This window comes from Nocardioides sp. Root1257 (assembly GCF_001425175.1).
GTDB lineage: Bacteria > Actinomycetota > Actinomycetes > Propionibacteriales > Nocardioidaceae > Nocardioides.
On the sequence record NZ_LMDV01000008.1, the window covers coordinates 360,653 to 374,703 of the forward strand.

Sequence of the window (14,051 nt, forward strand, 5' to 3'; positions counted from 1 at the left end):
TGACTGAGATGACCTACCGCCCGCTGGGCGACTCGGGCCTGATGGTGAGCGCGGTCGGGATCGGCTGCAACGCGTTCGGCCGTCGGGTCGACCTGGACGGCGTACGCGAGATCCTGGCCGCCGCGCGGGAGGTGGGCGTGACGCTGCTCGACACCGCCGACATCTACGGCGCGCCGCCGGGTGCCTCGGAGGAGCTGCTCGGCCAGGCGCTGGCCGGGCAGCGCGACGAGTTCGTGCTGGCGACGAAGTTCGGCATGGACATGCAGGGCGCCAACGGCAACGACTTCGGGGCGCGCGCGTCGCGTCGCTACGTACTGCGCGCGGTCGAGGCGTCGCTGCGCCGGCTGCAGACCGACCACATCGACCTCTACCAGCTGCACGAGCCCGACGGCGTCACGCCGATCGAGGAGACCCTGTCGGCGCTGACCGACCTGGTCCGCGAGGGCAAGGTCCGCTACGTCGGCTGCTCGAACTTCGACGGCTGGCAGGTCGCCGATGCGGCCTGGACCGCGCAGACGGCGGGGCTGGAGGGGTTCGTCTCCGTGCAGAACCGCTACTCGCTGCTCGACCGCACCGTCGAGGCCGAGGTGACCCCGGCGTGCGAGGCGTTCGGGCTCGGCATCCTGCCGTTCTTCCCGCTGGAGTACGGCCTGCTCACCGGCAAGTACCGTCGCGGCGAGTCGGCGCCGGCCGGGTCGCGCGCCGACCTCGACCCGAGCCGGGCCGGCTGGCTCGAGCGCGCCGACTGGGATCGCATCGAGGCGGTCGAGAAGTACGCCGAGGCGCGCGGCCTCGCCGTACTCGATGTCGCGATCGCGGGGCTCGCGGCCCAGCCCGCCGTGGCGTCCGTGATCTCGGGCGCGACCTCGGGCGACCAGGTGCGGACCAATGCGGCCGCGCTGCGCTGGGTGCCGAGCCCCGAGGACCTGGTGGAGCTCGACGACATCACCCGTTGAATCGAGACTTCTGACGGTTCAATCGAGAGATTCGACCGTCAGAAGTCTCGACTCAACCGTCAGAAGTCTCGATTCAACCTGTCAGGCAACCTGGAGCGATCGCTTCGACAGGCCCATCCAGAACCCGTCGATGACCTGGAGGCCGGGCTCCTCGGGGTCGGTGGCAGCGCCGAGGGTGACGAAGAGCGGGGTGTAGTGCTCGACGGTGGGGTGCGCGTACGGCATGCCGGGGGCGTTCGTGCGGTAGCGGGCCAGCTCGTCGACGTCGCCGCGGAGCAGGGCCTCGCCGGCCCAGGCGTCGAAGTCCGTCGACCAGCCGGGGGCCTCCGCGTCGATGCGGAACTCCTTGAGGAACGGCAGCCCGTGGGTGAGGAAGCCGGAGCCGATGATCAGCACGCCCTCGTCGCGCAGCGGCCGGAGCCGCTCGCCGAGCGCCATCAGGCGCACCGGGTCGTGGGTCGGTAGCGACATCTGGAGCACCGGGACGTCGGCCTCGGGGTACATCAGCTTCAGCGGCACCCAGGCGCCGTGGTCGAGGCCGCGGCTCGCGTGCTGGTGCACGGGCTCGGACGACGGCATCATCGCGGCGATCCGCTGGGCGAGCGCGGTCGCGTCGGGCGTCTCGTAGGTCATCCGGTAGTACTTCGGGTCGAAGCCGCCGAAGTCGTAGACCAGCGGAGCGCCGCTCGCGGAGAGCATGACCGGCGCGGACTCCCAGTGGGCGCTGACGATCAGGATCGCCTTCGGTTGCGGCAGGTCCTGGGCCCACGAGGCCAGCTGCCAGGACCACAGCGGGTCGTCGAGCAGAGGCGGTGCGCCATGTCCGATGTAGAGCGCAGGCATGCGTGCAGTCATGATCACTCCAATGGTTTGAAATTCAACTTTATTCCATGGAGGTGGCTGTTGTCACGGCGTACGCCGGGGCCTCGGGGTCGGCCGGACCCCACGAGGTGCGGCCGTCGCCGGTGATCGGCAGCTGCGGACCGAGCAGGACGTCGGGTCGTGCGGCCGCCTGTGCCGCGCCCTTGACCCGGGCCAGCACCTCGCGGGCCTGGGCGCGCACGCCCTTCGACCCGTAGGCGCCGTCGACCGGGTAGCCCTGGATGTCCAGGCCGGCGGACCGGCCCAGGGCGACCGCGCGGGCGACGTGGAACTCCTGGGTGACGACCACCGCCGAGTCGACCTCGAAGACCTTGCGGGCGCGGACCATCGTGTGCCAGGTGTCGAAGCCCGCGTAGTCGGTGAAGACGTCCTCGGCGGGCACGCCCGCGGCGATCACGGCGTCGCGCATCGTGTCGGTCTCGTCGTAGCCGATCCGGCCGTGGTCGCCGGAGACCAGCACAGTGTCGACGACGCCGCCCTCGTAGAGCTCGACCGCACCGTCGACCCGGTCCCGGAGCATCGCGCTGAGCCGGCCGTCGCTGTGCACGAGCGCGCCGGGCACGATCGCGACCTGCGCGTGGGTGAGGTCCGCCGCGTCCGCGTGGACGCGACCGTGCGCCCGGAGCAGGACGACCCCGTTCGCGGCGGCGACCGTTCCGACGCCGAGCAGCACCAGGACCGTCGCCGAGACGATCAGGCGACGGACGACGCGACGGCGGCGGAGAGCTGGCATGCGCCCAGGCTAGGGCGCGATCGACCAGTCGACCGGCGTACCGCCCTGCTCGGCCAGCAGCGTGTTGACCTGGCTGAACGGCTTCGAGCCGAAGAATCCGCGGTACGCCGACAGCGGCGACGGGTGGGCCGACTCGACGACGGGGATCGGGTCGAGGAGGGGCTTGAGCTTGCGCGCGTCGGATCCCCAGAGGATGGCGGTGCAGGGGCCGCCGCGGGCCGCCAGCACCGTGATCGCCCGCTCGGTGATTGGCTCCCAGCCCTTCCCGCGATGGCTGTTGGACGCACCGGGCTGCACGGTGAGCGACCGGTTGAGCAGCATCACGCCCTGGTCGGCCCACGAGGTCAGGTCGCCGTGCCGCGGCGGGATGATGCCGAGGTCGTCGCGCAGCTCGGTGTAGATGTTGAGGAGGCTGGGCGGCAGCGGCCACACGTCGCGGCGGACGGCGAAGCTCAGCCCGATCGGGTGCTGGGGGTTGGGGTAGGGGTCCTGCCCGACGACGAGCACACGGACGTCGGCCAGGGGTCGCTGGAAGGCCCGGAAGACGGAGTCGCCACTGGGCTGGTAGCCGCGGCCGGCGGCGACCTCCTCGCGCAGGAAGACGCCCATCGCGCCGATCTGCTCGTCCACCGGCGCCAGTGCCTCGGCCCAGTCGGGTGCCATCAGGCCCTTGTCCACGAGTCCCGCGAGCGCGCTCATGCGCCGAGGCTATCGATGCCTAGAGGTGCGCGTTCCTCGGCAGGTACGGCGCGCGCCCGCGCTCCCCGACGTACACCTCCAGGATCGCCTGGTGGGTGGCGTCGCCGCCGATCGCGGACTGGTTCGCGACCAGGACCCGCCTGCCCAGGAACGTCGCGCTGCAGGGGGTGTCGAACGGGACCGGCGAGCCGTTGTCGCCCGTGAGCGCCGTGCCGAAGCGCCGCACCTCGGTGCCCTTCGCGGTCAGCTCGACGAGCTGGTTGGCGAGGCCGGCGAGGGCGACGTACACGTGCCCGGACTCGCCGATGCCGAAGCCGTCGGGCAGGTCGCCGGGCTGGGAGGTCCACAGCGTCGACAGGGTCCCGGGGCGACCGTCCCTGCCGATCGGTAGTCGGTAGAGGTGGCCGTTGGTCGGCAGGGCGGCGCCGTCGGACGAGGTCTGCTGGGTGATGAGCAGGTCGCGGCGGCCGGGCCGGTAGCGGATGCCGGTGGTGCCGAACTCGGCCGCGCCGGAGAGCGCCGGTGAGGTGAACCACCGCCGCGGCTCCGAGGCGTCCGGCGGCAGCCGCCAGATGACGCCGGCCGCGTAGTCGGTGACGAACAGCGCCCCGCGCGGCCCCCAGGTCGCGTAGTTGGGCACGGAGCCCGCGGGGAAGCGCGCCACCCGGTGGAAGCGGCCGGTGCGGGTGTCGAGGGTGAGGACCGAGGCGGTGGAGGTCTCGAGCAGCACCAGCTCGCCGTCGCGGGTCTGGTTGGCGACCTGGACGCCGTGGTCCTCACCGAGCACCTGGCCGGGCACCGTCCAGGAGCGCAACAGCGTCCCGTCGGCGGTCCACTCGAAGACCTTCGAGCGTGCAGTGCTGCCGGAGTCGACGTACGTGCCGCTGTAGACGCGGCCGTTGGTGTGCACGTGGACGTACGCCGGGAAGCCGGGCGACGGCACCAGCGAGAAGACGGTGGTGGTGCCCTTCGTCGGCGCCGCGGCGGGCGCCGACGCCCACGTCGAGACGGCCAGGACACCGGCGGCCAGGACGGCCAGGAGCCGCCTCATCGCAGCAGGTCGCCGATCTCGGTCGCGGCCCGCTCGCCGGCGCGCACGGCGCCGTCCATGTAGCCGCTCCAGTACGTCGAGGTCTCGGTGCCGGCCCAGTGCACGCGGCCGAACGGGCGACGGATGGCCGACCCGAACTGCGTCAGCGTCCCGGGCGCGTGGACGGCGGTCGGCCCGCCGCGGGTCCAGCGCTCCTTGGTCCAGTCGTGCTCGACGTACTCGATCGGGTGCAGGGCCTGCTCGCCGAACATCGCGGCGAAGCCCTCGAGCACGGCCTGGCGCCGCTTGGCCTTCGCCATCGGCCCGTAGGTGCGCCAGGTGGCGCCGCCGACGAACGCCAGCAGCACACCCGGGCCGCCGTCCTTCGGGGAGTTGTCGAAGACGGCGCGGGCGGCGCCCGAGTCGTTGAGGCCGAAGCCGTTGAGGCCGGCGTCGCGCCAGAAGGGGCGCTGGTAGACGGCGTCGCACTTCATCAGCTGACCCATGTCCAGGTGTCGCAGCAGCTGGAGCCGCCGGGTCGGGAGCTGCGGGTACCAGTCGATGTCGAGCACCAATGGCGGCGGGCAGGCGACGACCGTCCGCCGCGCGCGGACGGTGCCGCGGGCGGTGTGCACGACGACCCGGTGGTCGCGCTGCTCGATCCGACGGACGGGCGCGTTGAGCGCGACGATGTCGCCGAGCTTGCGGGCCAGGCGGATCGGCACCAGCTGCGAGCCGCCGACGAAGCGGCTCTCCTGGGCGCCGTTCGCGGTGTCGGAGTTGCGGGAGAACGTGCCGACGTTGGTCTCGTTGCCCGAGCAGGCGACGTACCAGAGCGTGAAGAGCAGCGAGAGCTCGTCGGGGTCGGCGCCGAAGCCGGGCTGGGTCCACGACTTGATCAGGTTGCCGATCCCGTCGGCGTTGACGGCGTTGCGGCGGACGAACTCGCCGAGGCTCATCGCGTCCCACTCGGCCGCGCTGGGGTGCGACCACGGCGCGCAGACGTCGATGGTCGAGGCCATCTGGTCGATGCGGGTGAGGAGCACGGCGGCGTCGGGGAGGATCGTCGGGTCCGGCGGGACGGTGCCGGAGTACTCCGTGCGACCGGTCAGCGAGGAGATGTAGACGCTGCTGCCGGTGTTGTACTCCTTGAAGGTCTTGACCTTCAGCTCCTTGGCCAGCCGCAGGATGTGGTCCTGCGTGGGCCCGACGAACGCGCCGCCGGACTCGATCGTCTCGCCGCCGCTCCGCTTCGAGAGGTGGTGGTTGAGGACCCGGCCGCCGACCCGGTCTCGTGCCTCGAGGACGAGCACGTCGAGGCCGCGGCGCGCGAGCCTGCGCGCGGCCACCAGGCCGGAGATGCCGCCGCCGACCACGACGACGTCGACGTCGCGGGGGAGCGCGCCCTGACGGGAGCCTGCGGCGACCGCGTCGTGCAGGCCGGTCGTCGCGGCGACCACGCCGCCCGCGGTCGTGCCGAGCAGCAGCCGGCGAGTGAGCGTCGGTGTCGTCATGTGGTGCCAACGACGGGCTCACGGCCGAGGTGACGCGTCCGGGCAGTGAAGTTGGGCACTAGCCGTGCCCTAGGGTCTGCGTCGTGACACGTGCAGCAGTGGCCGCAGCGGCACGGGCCTTGGCCGACGAGGGCCTCTTCATCGGTACGGCGGGCAACGTCTCCGTGCGCGACGGCGACCGGGTCGCGGTGACCGGCACCGGCGTGGTGCTGGGTCGGTGCACCGAGGACGACGTGACCGTCGTGTCGCTCGACGGCACAGTGCTGGAGGGCGACCTGGTGCCGACCTCCGAGATCGACCTGCACCTCGGGATCTACGCCGACACCGACACGGCCGCGATCGTGCACACGCACGCGCCGTACTCGACCGCGGTGGCGTGCGTCCTCGACGAGCTGCCCGTCCTGCACTACCAGCACCTGCTGCTCGGCGGGGCGACCCGCGTGGCGCCGTACGCGACCTTCGGCACGCCGGAGCTCGCCGCGCACGTGCGCGCGGCGCTGGCCGGGCGCCAAGCCGCCCTGATGGCCAACCACGGCTCGGTCGCGATCGGCACGACGCTCGACAAGGCCGTCGAGCACGCGCTGCTGCTCGAGTGGCTGGCCACCCTGCACCACCGTGCGAGCGCACTCGGGGCTCCGCGCGTCCTCACCGCGGACGACCAGGCCGACGTGATCGCCCAGGCGATCACCCGCAACTACGGAACCCAGCAGGAGAACCCCCGTGACTGACATGGTGATCGCCGCCGTCGGCGTCCACGTCCTCGACACCCACGTCATCGGCATCGAGTCGATCCCGGACGGCTCCGACGGCCAGCTCGTCGAGACGATCCGGATGTCTCCGGCCGGCACCGCCGGGGGTACGGCGGTTGTGCTCAGCCGGCTGGGTGCCGACGTCTCGTCGTACGGCGCGGTCGGGACCGACCCGATCGGCAGCGTGCTCCTCGGGCTGCTGTCGGCCGAGGGCATCGACGTGACCGGGCTGGTGCGCAAGGACGACCACCAGACGTCCGCGTCGGTCATCCCGGTGCGCCCGAACGGCGACCGTCCCGCGTGGCACTGCATCGGCGCCAACGGGGCCTTCACGCTCGACGACCTGCCGCTCGCGTCCCTGGAGGGCATCACGCACCTGCACCTGGGCGGCCCGGAGTTCCTCGGTGGCGAGGCGGCCGGACAGCTGCTCGCGCACGGTCGGTCGATCGGGGCGACCACGTCGCTCGACATCCTCGCCCCGGGTGACCCGGACATGCTCGCGTGGATCGCGGACGCCCTGCCGCACACCGACTACCTGCTGCCCAACGACGAGCAGGTGCTGGGCTTCACCGGCGCCGCGACCCTGGTCGAGGGCGCGCAGGCACTGGTCGCCGCCGGGGTCGGCTGCGTTGCCGTCACCCAGGGCGCGAAGGGCGCGCTCGTCGTCACGGCCGACGAGGTGATCGAGGTGCCGGCGTACGCCGTGGAGGTGGTCGACACCACCGGCTGCGGCGACGCGTTCTCGGCAGGCTTCCTGCGCGGGCTCTCGCTCGGCCGCGACCTGCGTGGTGCTGCCGAGCTGGGGTGCGCGACCGCCGCCCAGGTGGCCGGCGCGCTCGGTACCGACGCCGGGACCTACGACCTCGATGCCGTGACGTCCTTCGCGGAGGCGGGGACCCGGCCTACGCTGCCCGGGTGAGGTCTCGGGTCGCGCTCGCCGCTCTCGTCGCGCTGACGGCCACGGCGGTACCCGCGCTGGCCTCGTCGGCTTCCGTCGACGGCATCGCGACCAGGGCGTCCGGCCGGTTCGACCGGGCGGTGCTGACCTCCGACCAGACGACGCTCGCGCTCCGCGGGACGCAGCGACGCCTGGTGATGACGGCCTCCGGTCCCGGGCCCGACTGGAACCGGCGCGAGGTGTTCAGTGCCGTCGGTGCGCGGCCGAGCCGCGACCAGACGACCTGCGCGACCTGGTCGGCGCAGAGCGGGGACGACCTCCAGGAGGGCCTCGCGGTGCGGATCCGCCGGCACGGCGACCGGGTCCGGGCGATCACCCTGACGAAGAACACCTTCTACGAGGTCCACTACGTCATCAACCTGCTGACCTGGGACACCGCGCGCCGGGGCGAGGCCTGGCGGAGCGTCGGCCAGTACGACATGTCCGGCGTCCTGACCTCCGACGGCAAGCTCGACCCCCTGCCGTGGCGGGTCTGCCTGCGGGTCGAGGGTCGGAGCCTGTCCTTCCGCATCTGGGCGCTCGGCCGGGACCGCAGGCCGAGCTGGCAGGACCCCGACCACGCCCGGTCGACCACCCTGCCGCGCAGCTTCCGCCGACCGGGCCGACCCGGTTGGTACGTCGGGCACGTGCCCGACGGCGGCCGCCTCGTCTACCGCGACCTGGTCACCGGCTCGCCCTAGTAGGGCACGTCTCCCAAGTGACGCACCCTAGCGGTTCGGCCGCGCCAACCGGTCGAGGAACGCGACGAGCAGCGCCTCGCGCATCGCCGGCGAGGCCAGGTCGAGCATCGCGTTGACCTCCGCCATCCGCTCGGGCAGCGCGAGGCCCTCGCCTCCGCCCACGAGCCCGGAGGCCGCCAGCAGCCCGTCGAAGTCGTCGTCGGAAAGTGTCGCCGGGTCGAGGGTCTCGATGAACGCGGCGACCCCCGGGTCGACGCCGACCGGCCCGGCGGCGACGGCCGCGGTCACCGCGGCACCCAGCGCCGCGAGGAACTCGTCGACGTGGGCGAGGGTGGCGGCGCTGACGGAGAGGTGGACGTTGGACGGCTGGCCGGCGTACGACATCTGGGGCTGGACGTACCACTCCCGCGTCGCCATCTCGTCGCAGATCGTGAAGGCGTCGCAGGTCTCGTCGGTGACGAAGGCGATCAGGGTCGAGTCCGGCACGGCCACGAGCGAGAGCTGGGGGATCGCGGCGATGCCGGCGACGATCCGGTCGACCGCCTCGAAGACCTCGCGGGTCAGCTGCTCGTAGCCGGTGTCGCCCAGCGACTGCACGACGGCCCACGCGCCGGCGAGCGGACCACCGGACTTCGTGGACTGGATCGTCGAGTTCAGCATCGTGTAGCCGGGCCAGTCGGCGTGCGCGAAGTACTGCGGCCGCCGGTGCGCCGGCGAGCGGTGCATCAGGACCGAGGTGCCCTTGGGGGCGTAGGCGTACTTGTGGGTGTCGACCGAGATCGACGTGACGCCGTCGACGGCGAAGGTCCACGGCGCGACGTCGCGACCGATCCGGGCCGCGAACGGCAGCACCCACCCGCCGATGCAGGCGTCGACGTGACAGCGGATCCCGCGGGCGGCCGCGCCCGGCGCGACCTCGCGGACCGGGTCGATGACGCCGTGCGCGTACGACGGCGCCGAGACGACGACGAGCACGGTCCGCTCCGGGTCTTCGTCGACGGCGGCCAGCATCGCCGTCGGGTCGGCGCGGAAGTCGGGACCGACGGGCACGACGACCGCCTCGACCCCGAAGTAGTGCGCGGCCTTGAGGAACGCGGCGTGCACCGTCGACGCCACGACCATCCGCGGCCGCTCCACGTCGGGGCGGCTGTCGCGCGCGCCCTGCACCGCGAGCAGGCACGACTCGGTGCCACCGGACGTCACCGTGCCGACGGCGTCGGCGGGGGCGTCGAGCAGGCCGGCGGTGTAGCCGACCAGGTCGTTCTCCATCTGCAGCAGGCTCGGGAACGCGGTCGGGTCGAGGCCGTTCGAGCCGGCGTACGCCGCCACCGCCTCGCGCCCGATCCGGTTCACGTCGGGCAGGCCGGAGTCGTAGACGTAGGCGAGGGTCCGGCCGCCGTGGACGGGCAGGTCGGCGGTCTGCATCTCACGCAGGCGGGCCAAGGCATCGCTCATGCCGCGACCCTCTCATCCACGGTGTCGTGGTCGAGCGTGTACCTCCTCAGCCACCACAGGCTGAGGACGATCAGCACCGCCGGCAGGATCGAGAAGCCGAGCGTGATCGCCGTCAGCGCCGAGTCGGGCTGGGCGGCATCGCCGTCGGTCGAGGACCGGTAGCCGCCGATCGCGAGCACCAGGGCGAAGACGGCAGGCCCGAGCGCGAGGCCGAGGGTCTCGCCCGCGGTCCAGACGCCGGTGTAGACGCCGGCTCGGTTGGAGCCCGTACGGCGAGCGTCGACCGCGGCCGCGTCGGGCAGCATCGCCATCGGGAAGACCTGGCAGCCGGCGTACCCGACGCCGACCAGCACGACGGCGACGTAGACCAGTGCGACCGGTGCGGCCTGCGCGGTCACCGCGAGCAGGGCGCCGCCGGCGAGGAACAGCGAGCTGGCGACGTAGCCGCGCTTCTTGCCGACCCGGGTGCCGATGGCCGACCAGGCCGGGGTGAGCAGGAGGGCGGGGCCGACGAAGCAGACGAAGAGGATGGTGGCGGCGCCGTCCTTGCCGAGGACGTCCGAGGCCAGGTAGTCGACGCCGGCCAGCATGCAGCCGGTCGCCAGCGCCTGGATCACGAAGCAGGTGAGCAGCCAGCGGAAGTCGCGCGCCTCGGCGACGATCCGCAGCTGGTCGCGCAGGCTGCCGGCCCCCGGCTGCGGCGCCGTGACGGGCGCCCGTCGGGTGCCGACGTAGGCGCCGATGGTGCCGACGGCGATGATCGCCGCCATCACCAGGCCCATCACCCGGTAGCCGTCGCGGCCGCCCACCGCGTCGCGGATCGCCGGAGCCGTGGCGCCGGCGAGCATGATCGTGAACGCCAGGATCGCGACCCGCCAGGTCATCAGGCGGGTGCGCTCGTCGTACGACGACGTCATCTCGGCGGGCATCGCGACGTACGGCACCTGGAAGAACGCGTACGCCGTCGCGCACGCCAGGAACGCGACGAGGACCCACAGCGCCTCGAGGCCGGTCGCCATGTCCGGCGCCGCGAAGAGCAGCGCGAACGCGACCGCGAGCGCGGCGCCGGCCCGGAGCAGCCACGGCCGCCGCGGCCCGCGGTCGTCGACGGTCTGGTCGCTGATCCGTCCGGCGATCGGGTTCAGGATCACGTCCCAGGCCTTCGGGACGAACACGATGAAACCGGCGAGGATCGCGGCGATGCCCAGGCTGTCGGTCAGGTAGGGGAGCAGCATCAGGCCCGGGACGGTGCCGAATGCGCCGGTGGCCACGGAGCCCGAGCCGTAGCCCACCCGGACGCTTCGCGGGAGGGTGTCGGTGGCTGGCATGCCGGGAGGCTAGCGTTCCTGACGGTTGAGCGCGCGCGATCCTGCCGAGGTGTGCCGGCGCCGCGGGTTGGCGCCGATCGTCGTCTCGGGCGGCGCATCGGTTCCGTCCCACTGCTCGAACCACTCGTCGAGCACGGGCCAGGTGCCTGCGCGCGCGCCGCGGCCGGTGAGCAGGCCGAGGTGGCCGCCGGGCACGATCTCGAAGCGGACCTCTGCGGCGCCGGTGAGCAGCGGCACGGCAGCGCGGACGGCGGCGACGGGGGCGATCGTGTCGGCGGCGCCGGCGACCACGAGGGTCGGCGCGGTCAGGGAGGCGAGCTCGACCGGGCTGCCTGCGAAGCGGTGGTGCAGCCGGCCGAAGCCGCGACCGCGGTACGGCGCGCTCGCCGTCGAGAGCCGGTCCACGGCCTCGAGCTGCGCGAGCCAGTCGGCGTCGTCGAGGTGGGCGCCCACGGCCGCCGGCCGGGTCACGAGCTGCTGGACCGCGTCCAGCCCCAACGCCCAGCGCACCGCCGGCGCGCTGCCGACGACGCGTGAGGCCACCCCCACCGGGCCGGTCCAGTCGGTGGCGCTGACCAGCGGCCGCACGGGCGCCTGCATCGGGACCGCCGTCACGTCGACGGGCGCACCGAGCGCGGTCACCGAGGCGACCGGTAGGCCGGCGTCCCGGGCTGCGGCAAGCAGGGCGAAGGTGCCGCCGAGGCTCCAGCCCACGACGTGCACGGGTCGGCCGCCGGCGTGCTGCGACGCCGTGCGCACGGCCGCCGGCAGCACCTCGGTGACCCAGGGGTCGGCCGTCAGGTCGGGGTCGCGGAGGTCGGCGGGGTGCAGCTCCACGACGTACGCCGGCCGACCGCCGGTGACGAGGTGCTCGGCCAGGGAGCAGCCGCGGCGCAGGTCGAAGCAGTCGACGGGGACGCCGAGCGGCGGCACGAGCAGCACGGGCTCGCCGCGCCGCGCGACGGCCGGGTCCGGCTCGAGGTGGTGGACCCGGTGCCGCTCGCCCTCTGCCACCACGCTGCGTGGCATGGGACGCAGGTCGGCCAGCCCGCCCCGGCGGACCCGGTGGAGGACGTTGGCGGCAGCGGCCAGCACCTGCTCCGGCTTGGGCACGAGGTCCATGCGTCGACGCTACCCGGCGGGGGTCAGGGCAGGTAGGTGCGCAGCATCCAGCGCTCCGGCTCGGTCATCGCCTCGAAGCCGAACTTGGCGTAGAGGCCGTGGGCGTCCGCGGTCGCCAGCACCGCCCGCCGGACCTGCAGCTCGGTGAGCGTCGCGTCGACGGCCTCCATGAGCGCGACCCCGACGCCGAGACCGCGCGCGGACGGGGCGACGTAGACATCGCACAGCCAGGCGAAGGTCGCCCGGTCGGTCACGATCCGCGCGTAGCCGACCAGCTCGCCGTCGTCGTACGCGCCGAAGTTCAGTGAGCCCGCGATCGCCCGCTCGACGACCTCGCGCGGTCGGCCGATCGCCCAGTAGGCATCGGTGGACAGCCAACGGTGCAGCGTGTCGACGTCGAGCAGACCGGCGTCGGTGGAGACGGTGACCACGGGTCAGCCGCGCTTGGCCGGGCGCACGCTCTTGCCGTGTGCCTGGCCCAGCGAGCCCAGCTCGGCGAGGAAGCTGTCGGCCCAGGCGGCGACGTCGTGCTCCATGACCTGCTTGCGCATCGCCTTCATCCGCCGCGTCACGTCGCGGGCGTCGGCACCGTAGGCCTCGAGCAGCGCGGACTTCATGCCGTTGATGTCGTAGGGGTTGATCTGCCAGGCCTGGCGCAGCTCCTCCGCGGCGCCGGCGAACTCCGAGAGCACCAGCGCGCCGTCGTTGTCGAAGCGGCAGGCGACGTACTCCTTGGCGACCAGGTTCATGCCGTCGCGGAACGGCGTGACGACCATGATGTCGGCGGCCCGGTAGAGCGCCGCCATCTCCTCGCGGGGGAAGGACGCGTGCAGGTAGCTGATCGCCGGCGACCCGATCCGGCCGAGGTCGCCGTTGATCCGGCCGACCAGGCGGTCGATGTCGTCACGCAGGATGCGGTACTGCTCGACCTGCTCGCGCGAGGGCGTCGCGACCTGGACGAAGACGGCGTCGCCGACGTCGAGCTCGCCGTCCTCGATCAGCTCGGCGAAGGCGCGCAGCCGGGCGTAGATGCCCTTCGTGTAGTCGAGGCGGTCGACGCCGAGGAAGACCTTGCGGGGGTTGCCGAGCTGCTCGCGGATCTCGACTGCTCGCTCCTCGACCTGCTCCGAGCGGGCCAGCTCCTCGAAGCCCGCCGAGTCGATGGAGATCGGGAACGCCGCGGCCTTCACCGTCCGGCCGTCGGGCAGGTAGACGAGGTCGCGGTGGGTCTTGTGGCCGACCCGCTGGCGCACCAGGCGCACGAAGTTCTGCGCGGCGCCGCTGAGCTGGAAGCCGACCAGGTCCGCGCCCAGCAGGCCCTCGAGGATCTGCCGCCGCCAGGGGAGCTGCTGGAAGAGCTCGGTCGGAGGGAACGGGATGTGCAGGAAGAAGCCGATGCGCAGGTCCGGACGCAGCTCGCGGAGCATCGCCGGCACCAGCTGCATCTGGTAGTCGTGCACCCACACCGTCGCGCCCTCGGCGGCCTCCTCGGCCGCCCGCTCGGCGAACCTGCGGTTGACCGCCGAGTACGACGTCCACCACTCGCGGTGGAACTCGGGCTTGGCGACGACGTCGTGGTAGAGCGGCCACAGGGTCGCGTTGGAGAACCCCTCGTAGTGGTTCTCGACCTCCTCGGCCGTCATCGCCATCGGGACCAGGTTCATCCCGTCGTCCTCGAACGGCTCGAGCTCGTCCTCGGTCTCGGTGCCGCCCGGCCAGCCGATCCAGGTGCCCTGGTTGGCCCGCAGGATGGGCTCGATGGCCGTCACCAGGCCACCGGGGGACTGCCGCCAGCCCTGGCTCCCGTCGGGCAGCGTCACGCGGTCGACAGGCAGCCTGTTCGCGACGATGACCAGATCAGCCGAGCCAGAGGAAGCCACGTCGCCACCCTAGTCGGGGTGCGTACGGCGCCGGATCGGGCAGGTCGAGGTGGGTAGGGTTCAGC

At 72.9% G+C, this 14,051-nt stretch carries 14 protein-coding genes; 4 read left to right on the forward strand and 10 right to left on the reverse strand.

The window, feature by feature from the left end; all coding sequences use genetic code 11:
- The first annotated feature begins 8 nt into the window (after positions 1–8).
- Positions 9–956, forward strand: a complete 948-nt coding sequence (locus ASC77_RS09810; RefSeq protein WP_056151528.1) for an aldo/keto reductase — start codon at positions 9–11, stop codon at positions 954–956.
- Positions 957–1,037: 81 nt separating this feature from the next.
- Here the strand turns inward: ASC77_RS09810 and ASC77_RS09815 are convergent, their stop codons facing one another.
- The 5 genes from ASC77_RS09815 to ASC77_RS09835 are packed head-to-tail and all read right to left on the reverse strand — an operon-like array spanning position 1,038 to position 5,814.
- A complete protein-coding gene (locus ASC77_RS09815; protein WP_056153957.1) occupies positions 1,038–1,811 on the reverse strand; it encodes a dioxygenase in 774 nt (257 codons plus the stop codon).
- A 28-nt stretch (positions 1,812–1,839) separates the two neighbouring features.
- Positions 1,840–2,571, reverse strand: a complete 732-nt coding sequence (locus tag ASC77_RS09820) for a vancomycin high temperature exclusion protein (protein WP_056151538.1) — start codon at positions 2,569–2,571, stop codon at positions 1,840–1,842.
- 9 nt (positions 2,572–2,580) lie between these two features.
- A complete protein-coding gene (locus tag ASC77_RS09825; protein ID WP_056151540.1) occupies positions 2,581–3,270 on the reverse strand; it encodes a uracil-DNA glycosylase in 690 nt (229 codons plus the stop codon).
- A 19-nt stretch (positions 3,271–3,289) separates the two neighbouring features.
- Entirely contained in the window at positions 3,290–4,321 is a 1,032-nt protein-coding gene (locus tag ASC77_RS09830) for an SMP-30/gluconolactonase/LRE family protein (protein ID WP_056151544.1), read from the reverse strand.
- Entirely contained in the window at positions 4,318–5,814 is a 1,497-nt protein-coding gene (locus ASC77_RS09835; RefSeq protein ID WP_056151546.1) for a flavin monoamine oxidase family protein, read from the reverse strand. The genes ASC77_RS09830 and ASC77_RS09835 overlap by 4 nt, the downstream gene beginning before the upstream one ends.
- Before the next feature lie 83 nt (positions 5,815–5,897).
- Between ASC77_RS09835 and ASC77_RS09840 the strand changes: the two genes are divergently transcribed.
- Genes ASC77_RS09840 through ASC77_RS09850 form a run of 3 tightly spaced genes read left to right on the forward strand, consistent with a single transcriptional unit; the run spans position 5,898 to position 8,201 of the window.
- Positions 5,898–6,542: a class II aldolase/adducin family protein gene (locus tag ASC77_RS09840; RefSeq protein ID WP_056151548.1), complete on the forward strand. Its 645-nt coding sequence runs from the start codon at positions 5,898–5,900 to the stop codon at positions 6,540–6,542.
- Position 6,543: 1 nt separating this feature from the next.
- Positions 6,544–7,482 (forward strand): carbohydrate kinase family protein, encoded by a 939-nt coding sequence (locus ASC77_RS09845; RefSeq protein ID WP_156391082.1) that lies wholly within the window; start codon positions 6,544–6,546, stop codon positions 7,480–7,482.
- Positions 7,479–8,201, forward strand: a complete 723-nt coding sequence (locus tag ASC77_RS09850; protein ID WP_056151552.1) for a hypothetical protein — start codon at positions 7,479–7,481, stop codon at positions 8,199–8,201. The genes ASC77_RS09845 and ASC77_RS09850 overlap by 4 nt, the downstream gene beginning before the upstream one ends.
- Positions 8,202–8,228: 27 nt before the next feature.
- Here ASC77_RS09850 and ASC77_RS09855 read toward each other — a convergent pair whose 3' ends face one another.
- Genes ASC77_RS09855 through ASC77_RS09875 form a run of 5 tightly spaced genes read right to left on the reverse strand, consistent with a single transcriptional unit; the run spans position 8,229 to position 13,986 of the window.
- Positions 8,229–9,656, reverse strand: coding sequence for a pyridoxal phosphate-dependent decarboxylase family protein (locus ASC77_RS09855; RefSeq protein WP_056151558.1), 1,428 nt, complete (start codon positions 9,654–9,656; stop codon positions 8,229–8,231).
- Positions 9,653–10,984 (reverse strand): MFS transporter, encoded by a 1,332-nt coding sequence (locus ASC77_RS09860; RefSeq protein WP_056151561.1) that lies wholly within the window; start codon positions 10,982–10,984, stop codon positions 9,653–9,655. The genes ASC77_RS09855 and ASC77_RS09860 overlap by 4 nt, the downstream gene beginning before the upstream one ends.
- A gap of 9 nt (positions 10,985–10,993) precedes the next feature.
- A complete protein-coding gene (locus tag ASC77_RS09865) occupies positions 10,994–12,106 on the reverse strand; it encodes an alpha/beta fold hydrolase (RefSeq protein WP_056151563.1) in 1,113 nt (370 codons plus the stop codon).
- A gap of 23 nt (positions 12,107–12,129) precedes the next feature.
- On the reverse strand, positions 12,130–12,537 hold the full coding sequence (locus ASC77_RS09870) for a GNAT family N-acetyltransferase (RefSeq protein WP_056151567.1): 408 nt from the start codon (positions 12,535–12,537) through the stop codon (positions 12,130–12,132).
- A 3-nt stretch (positions 12,538–12,540) separates the two neighbouring features.
- Positions 12,541–13,986, reverse strand: a complete 1,446-nt coding sequence (locus ASC77_RS09875) for an alpha,alpha-trehalose-phosphate synthase (UDP-forming) (RefSeq protein ID WP_056151570.1) — start codon at positions 13,984–13,986, stop codon at positions 12,541–12,543.
- Between the last annotated feature and the right edge of the window lie 65 nt (positions 13,987–14,051).

Coding starts and splice junctions, on each gene's coding strand:
- ASC77_RS09830 (WP_056151544.1), bottom strand. CDS start 4,321: ATGAGGCGGCTCCTGGCCGTCCTGGCCGCCGGTGTCCTGGCCGTCTCG.
- ASC77_RS09865 (WP_056151563.1), bottom strand. CDS start 12,106: ATGGACCTCGTGCCCAAGCCGGAGCAGGTGCTGGCCGCTGCCGCCAAC.
- ASC77_RS09845 (WP_156391082.1), top strand. CDS start 6,544: ATGGTGATCGCCGCCGTCGGCGTCCACGTCCTCGACACCCACGTCATC.
- ASC77_RS09815 (WP_056153957.1), bottom strand. CDS start 1,811: ATGACTGCACGCATGCCTGCGCTCTACATCGGACATGGCGCACCGCCT.
- ASC77_RS09835 (WP_056151546.1), bottom strand. CDS start 5,814: ATGACGACACCGACGCTCACTCGCCGGCTGCTGCTCGGCACGACCGCG.
- ASC77_RS09810 (WP_056151528.1), top strand. CDS start 9: ATGACCTACCGCCCGCTGGGCGACTCGGGCCTGATGGTGAGCGCGGTC.
- ASC77_RS09825 (WP_056151540.1), bottom strand. CDS start 3,270: ATGAGCGCGCTCGCGGGACTCGTGGACAAGGGCCTGATGGCACCCGAC.
- ASC77_RS09820 (WP_056151538.1), bottom strand. CDS start 2,571: ATGCCAGCTCTCCGCCGCCGTCGCGTCGTCCGTCGCCTGATCGTCTCG.
- ASC77_RS09855 (WP_056151558.1), bottom strand. CDS start 9,656: ATGAGCGATGCCTTGGCCCGCCTGCGTGAGATGCAGACCGCCGACCTG.
- ASC77_RS09860 (WP_056151561.1), bottom strand. CDS start 10,984: ATGCCAGCCACCGACACCCTCCCGCGAAGCGTCCGGGTGGGCTACGGC.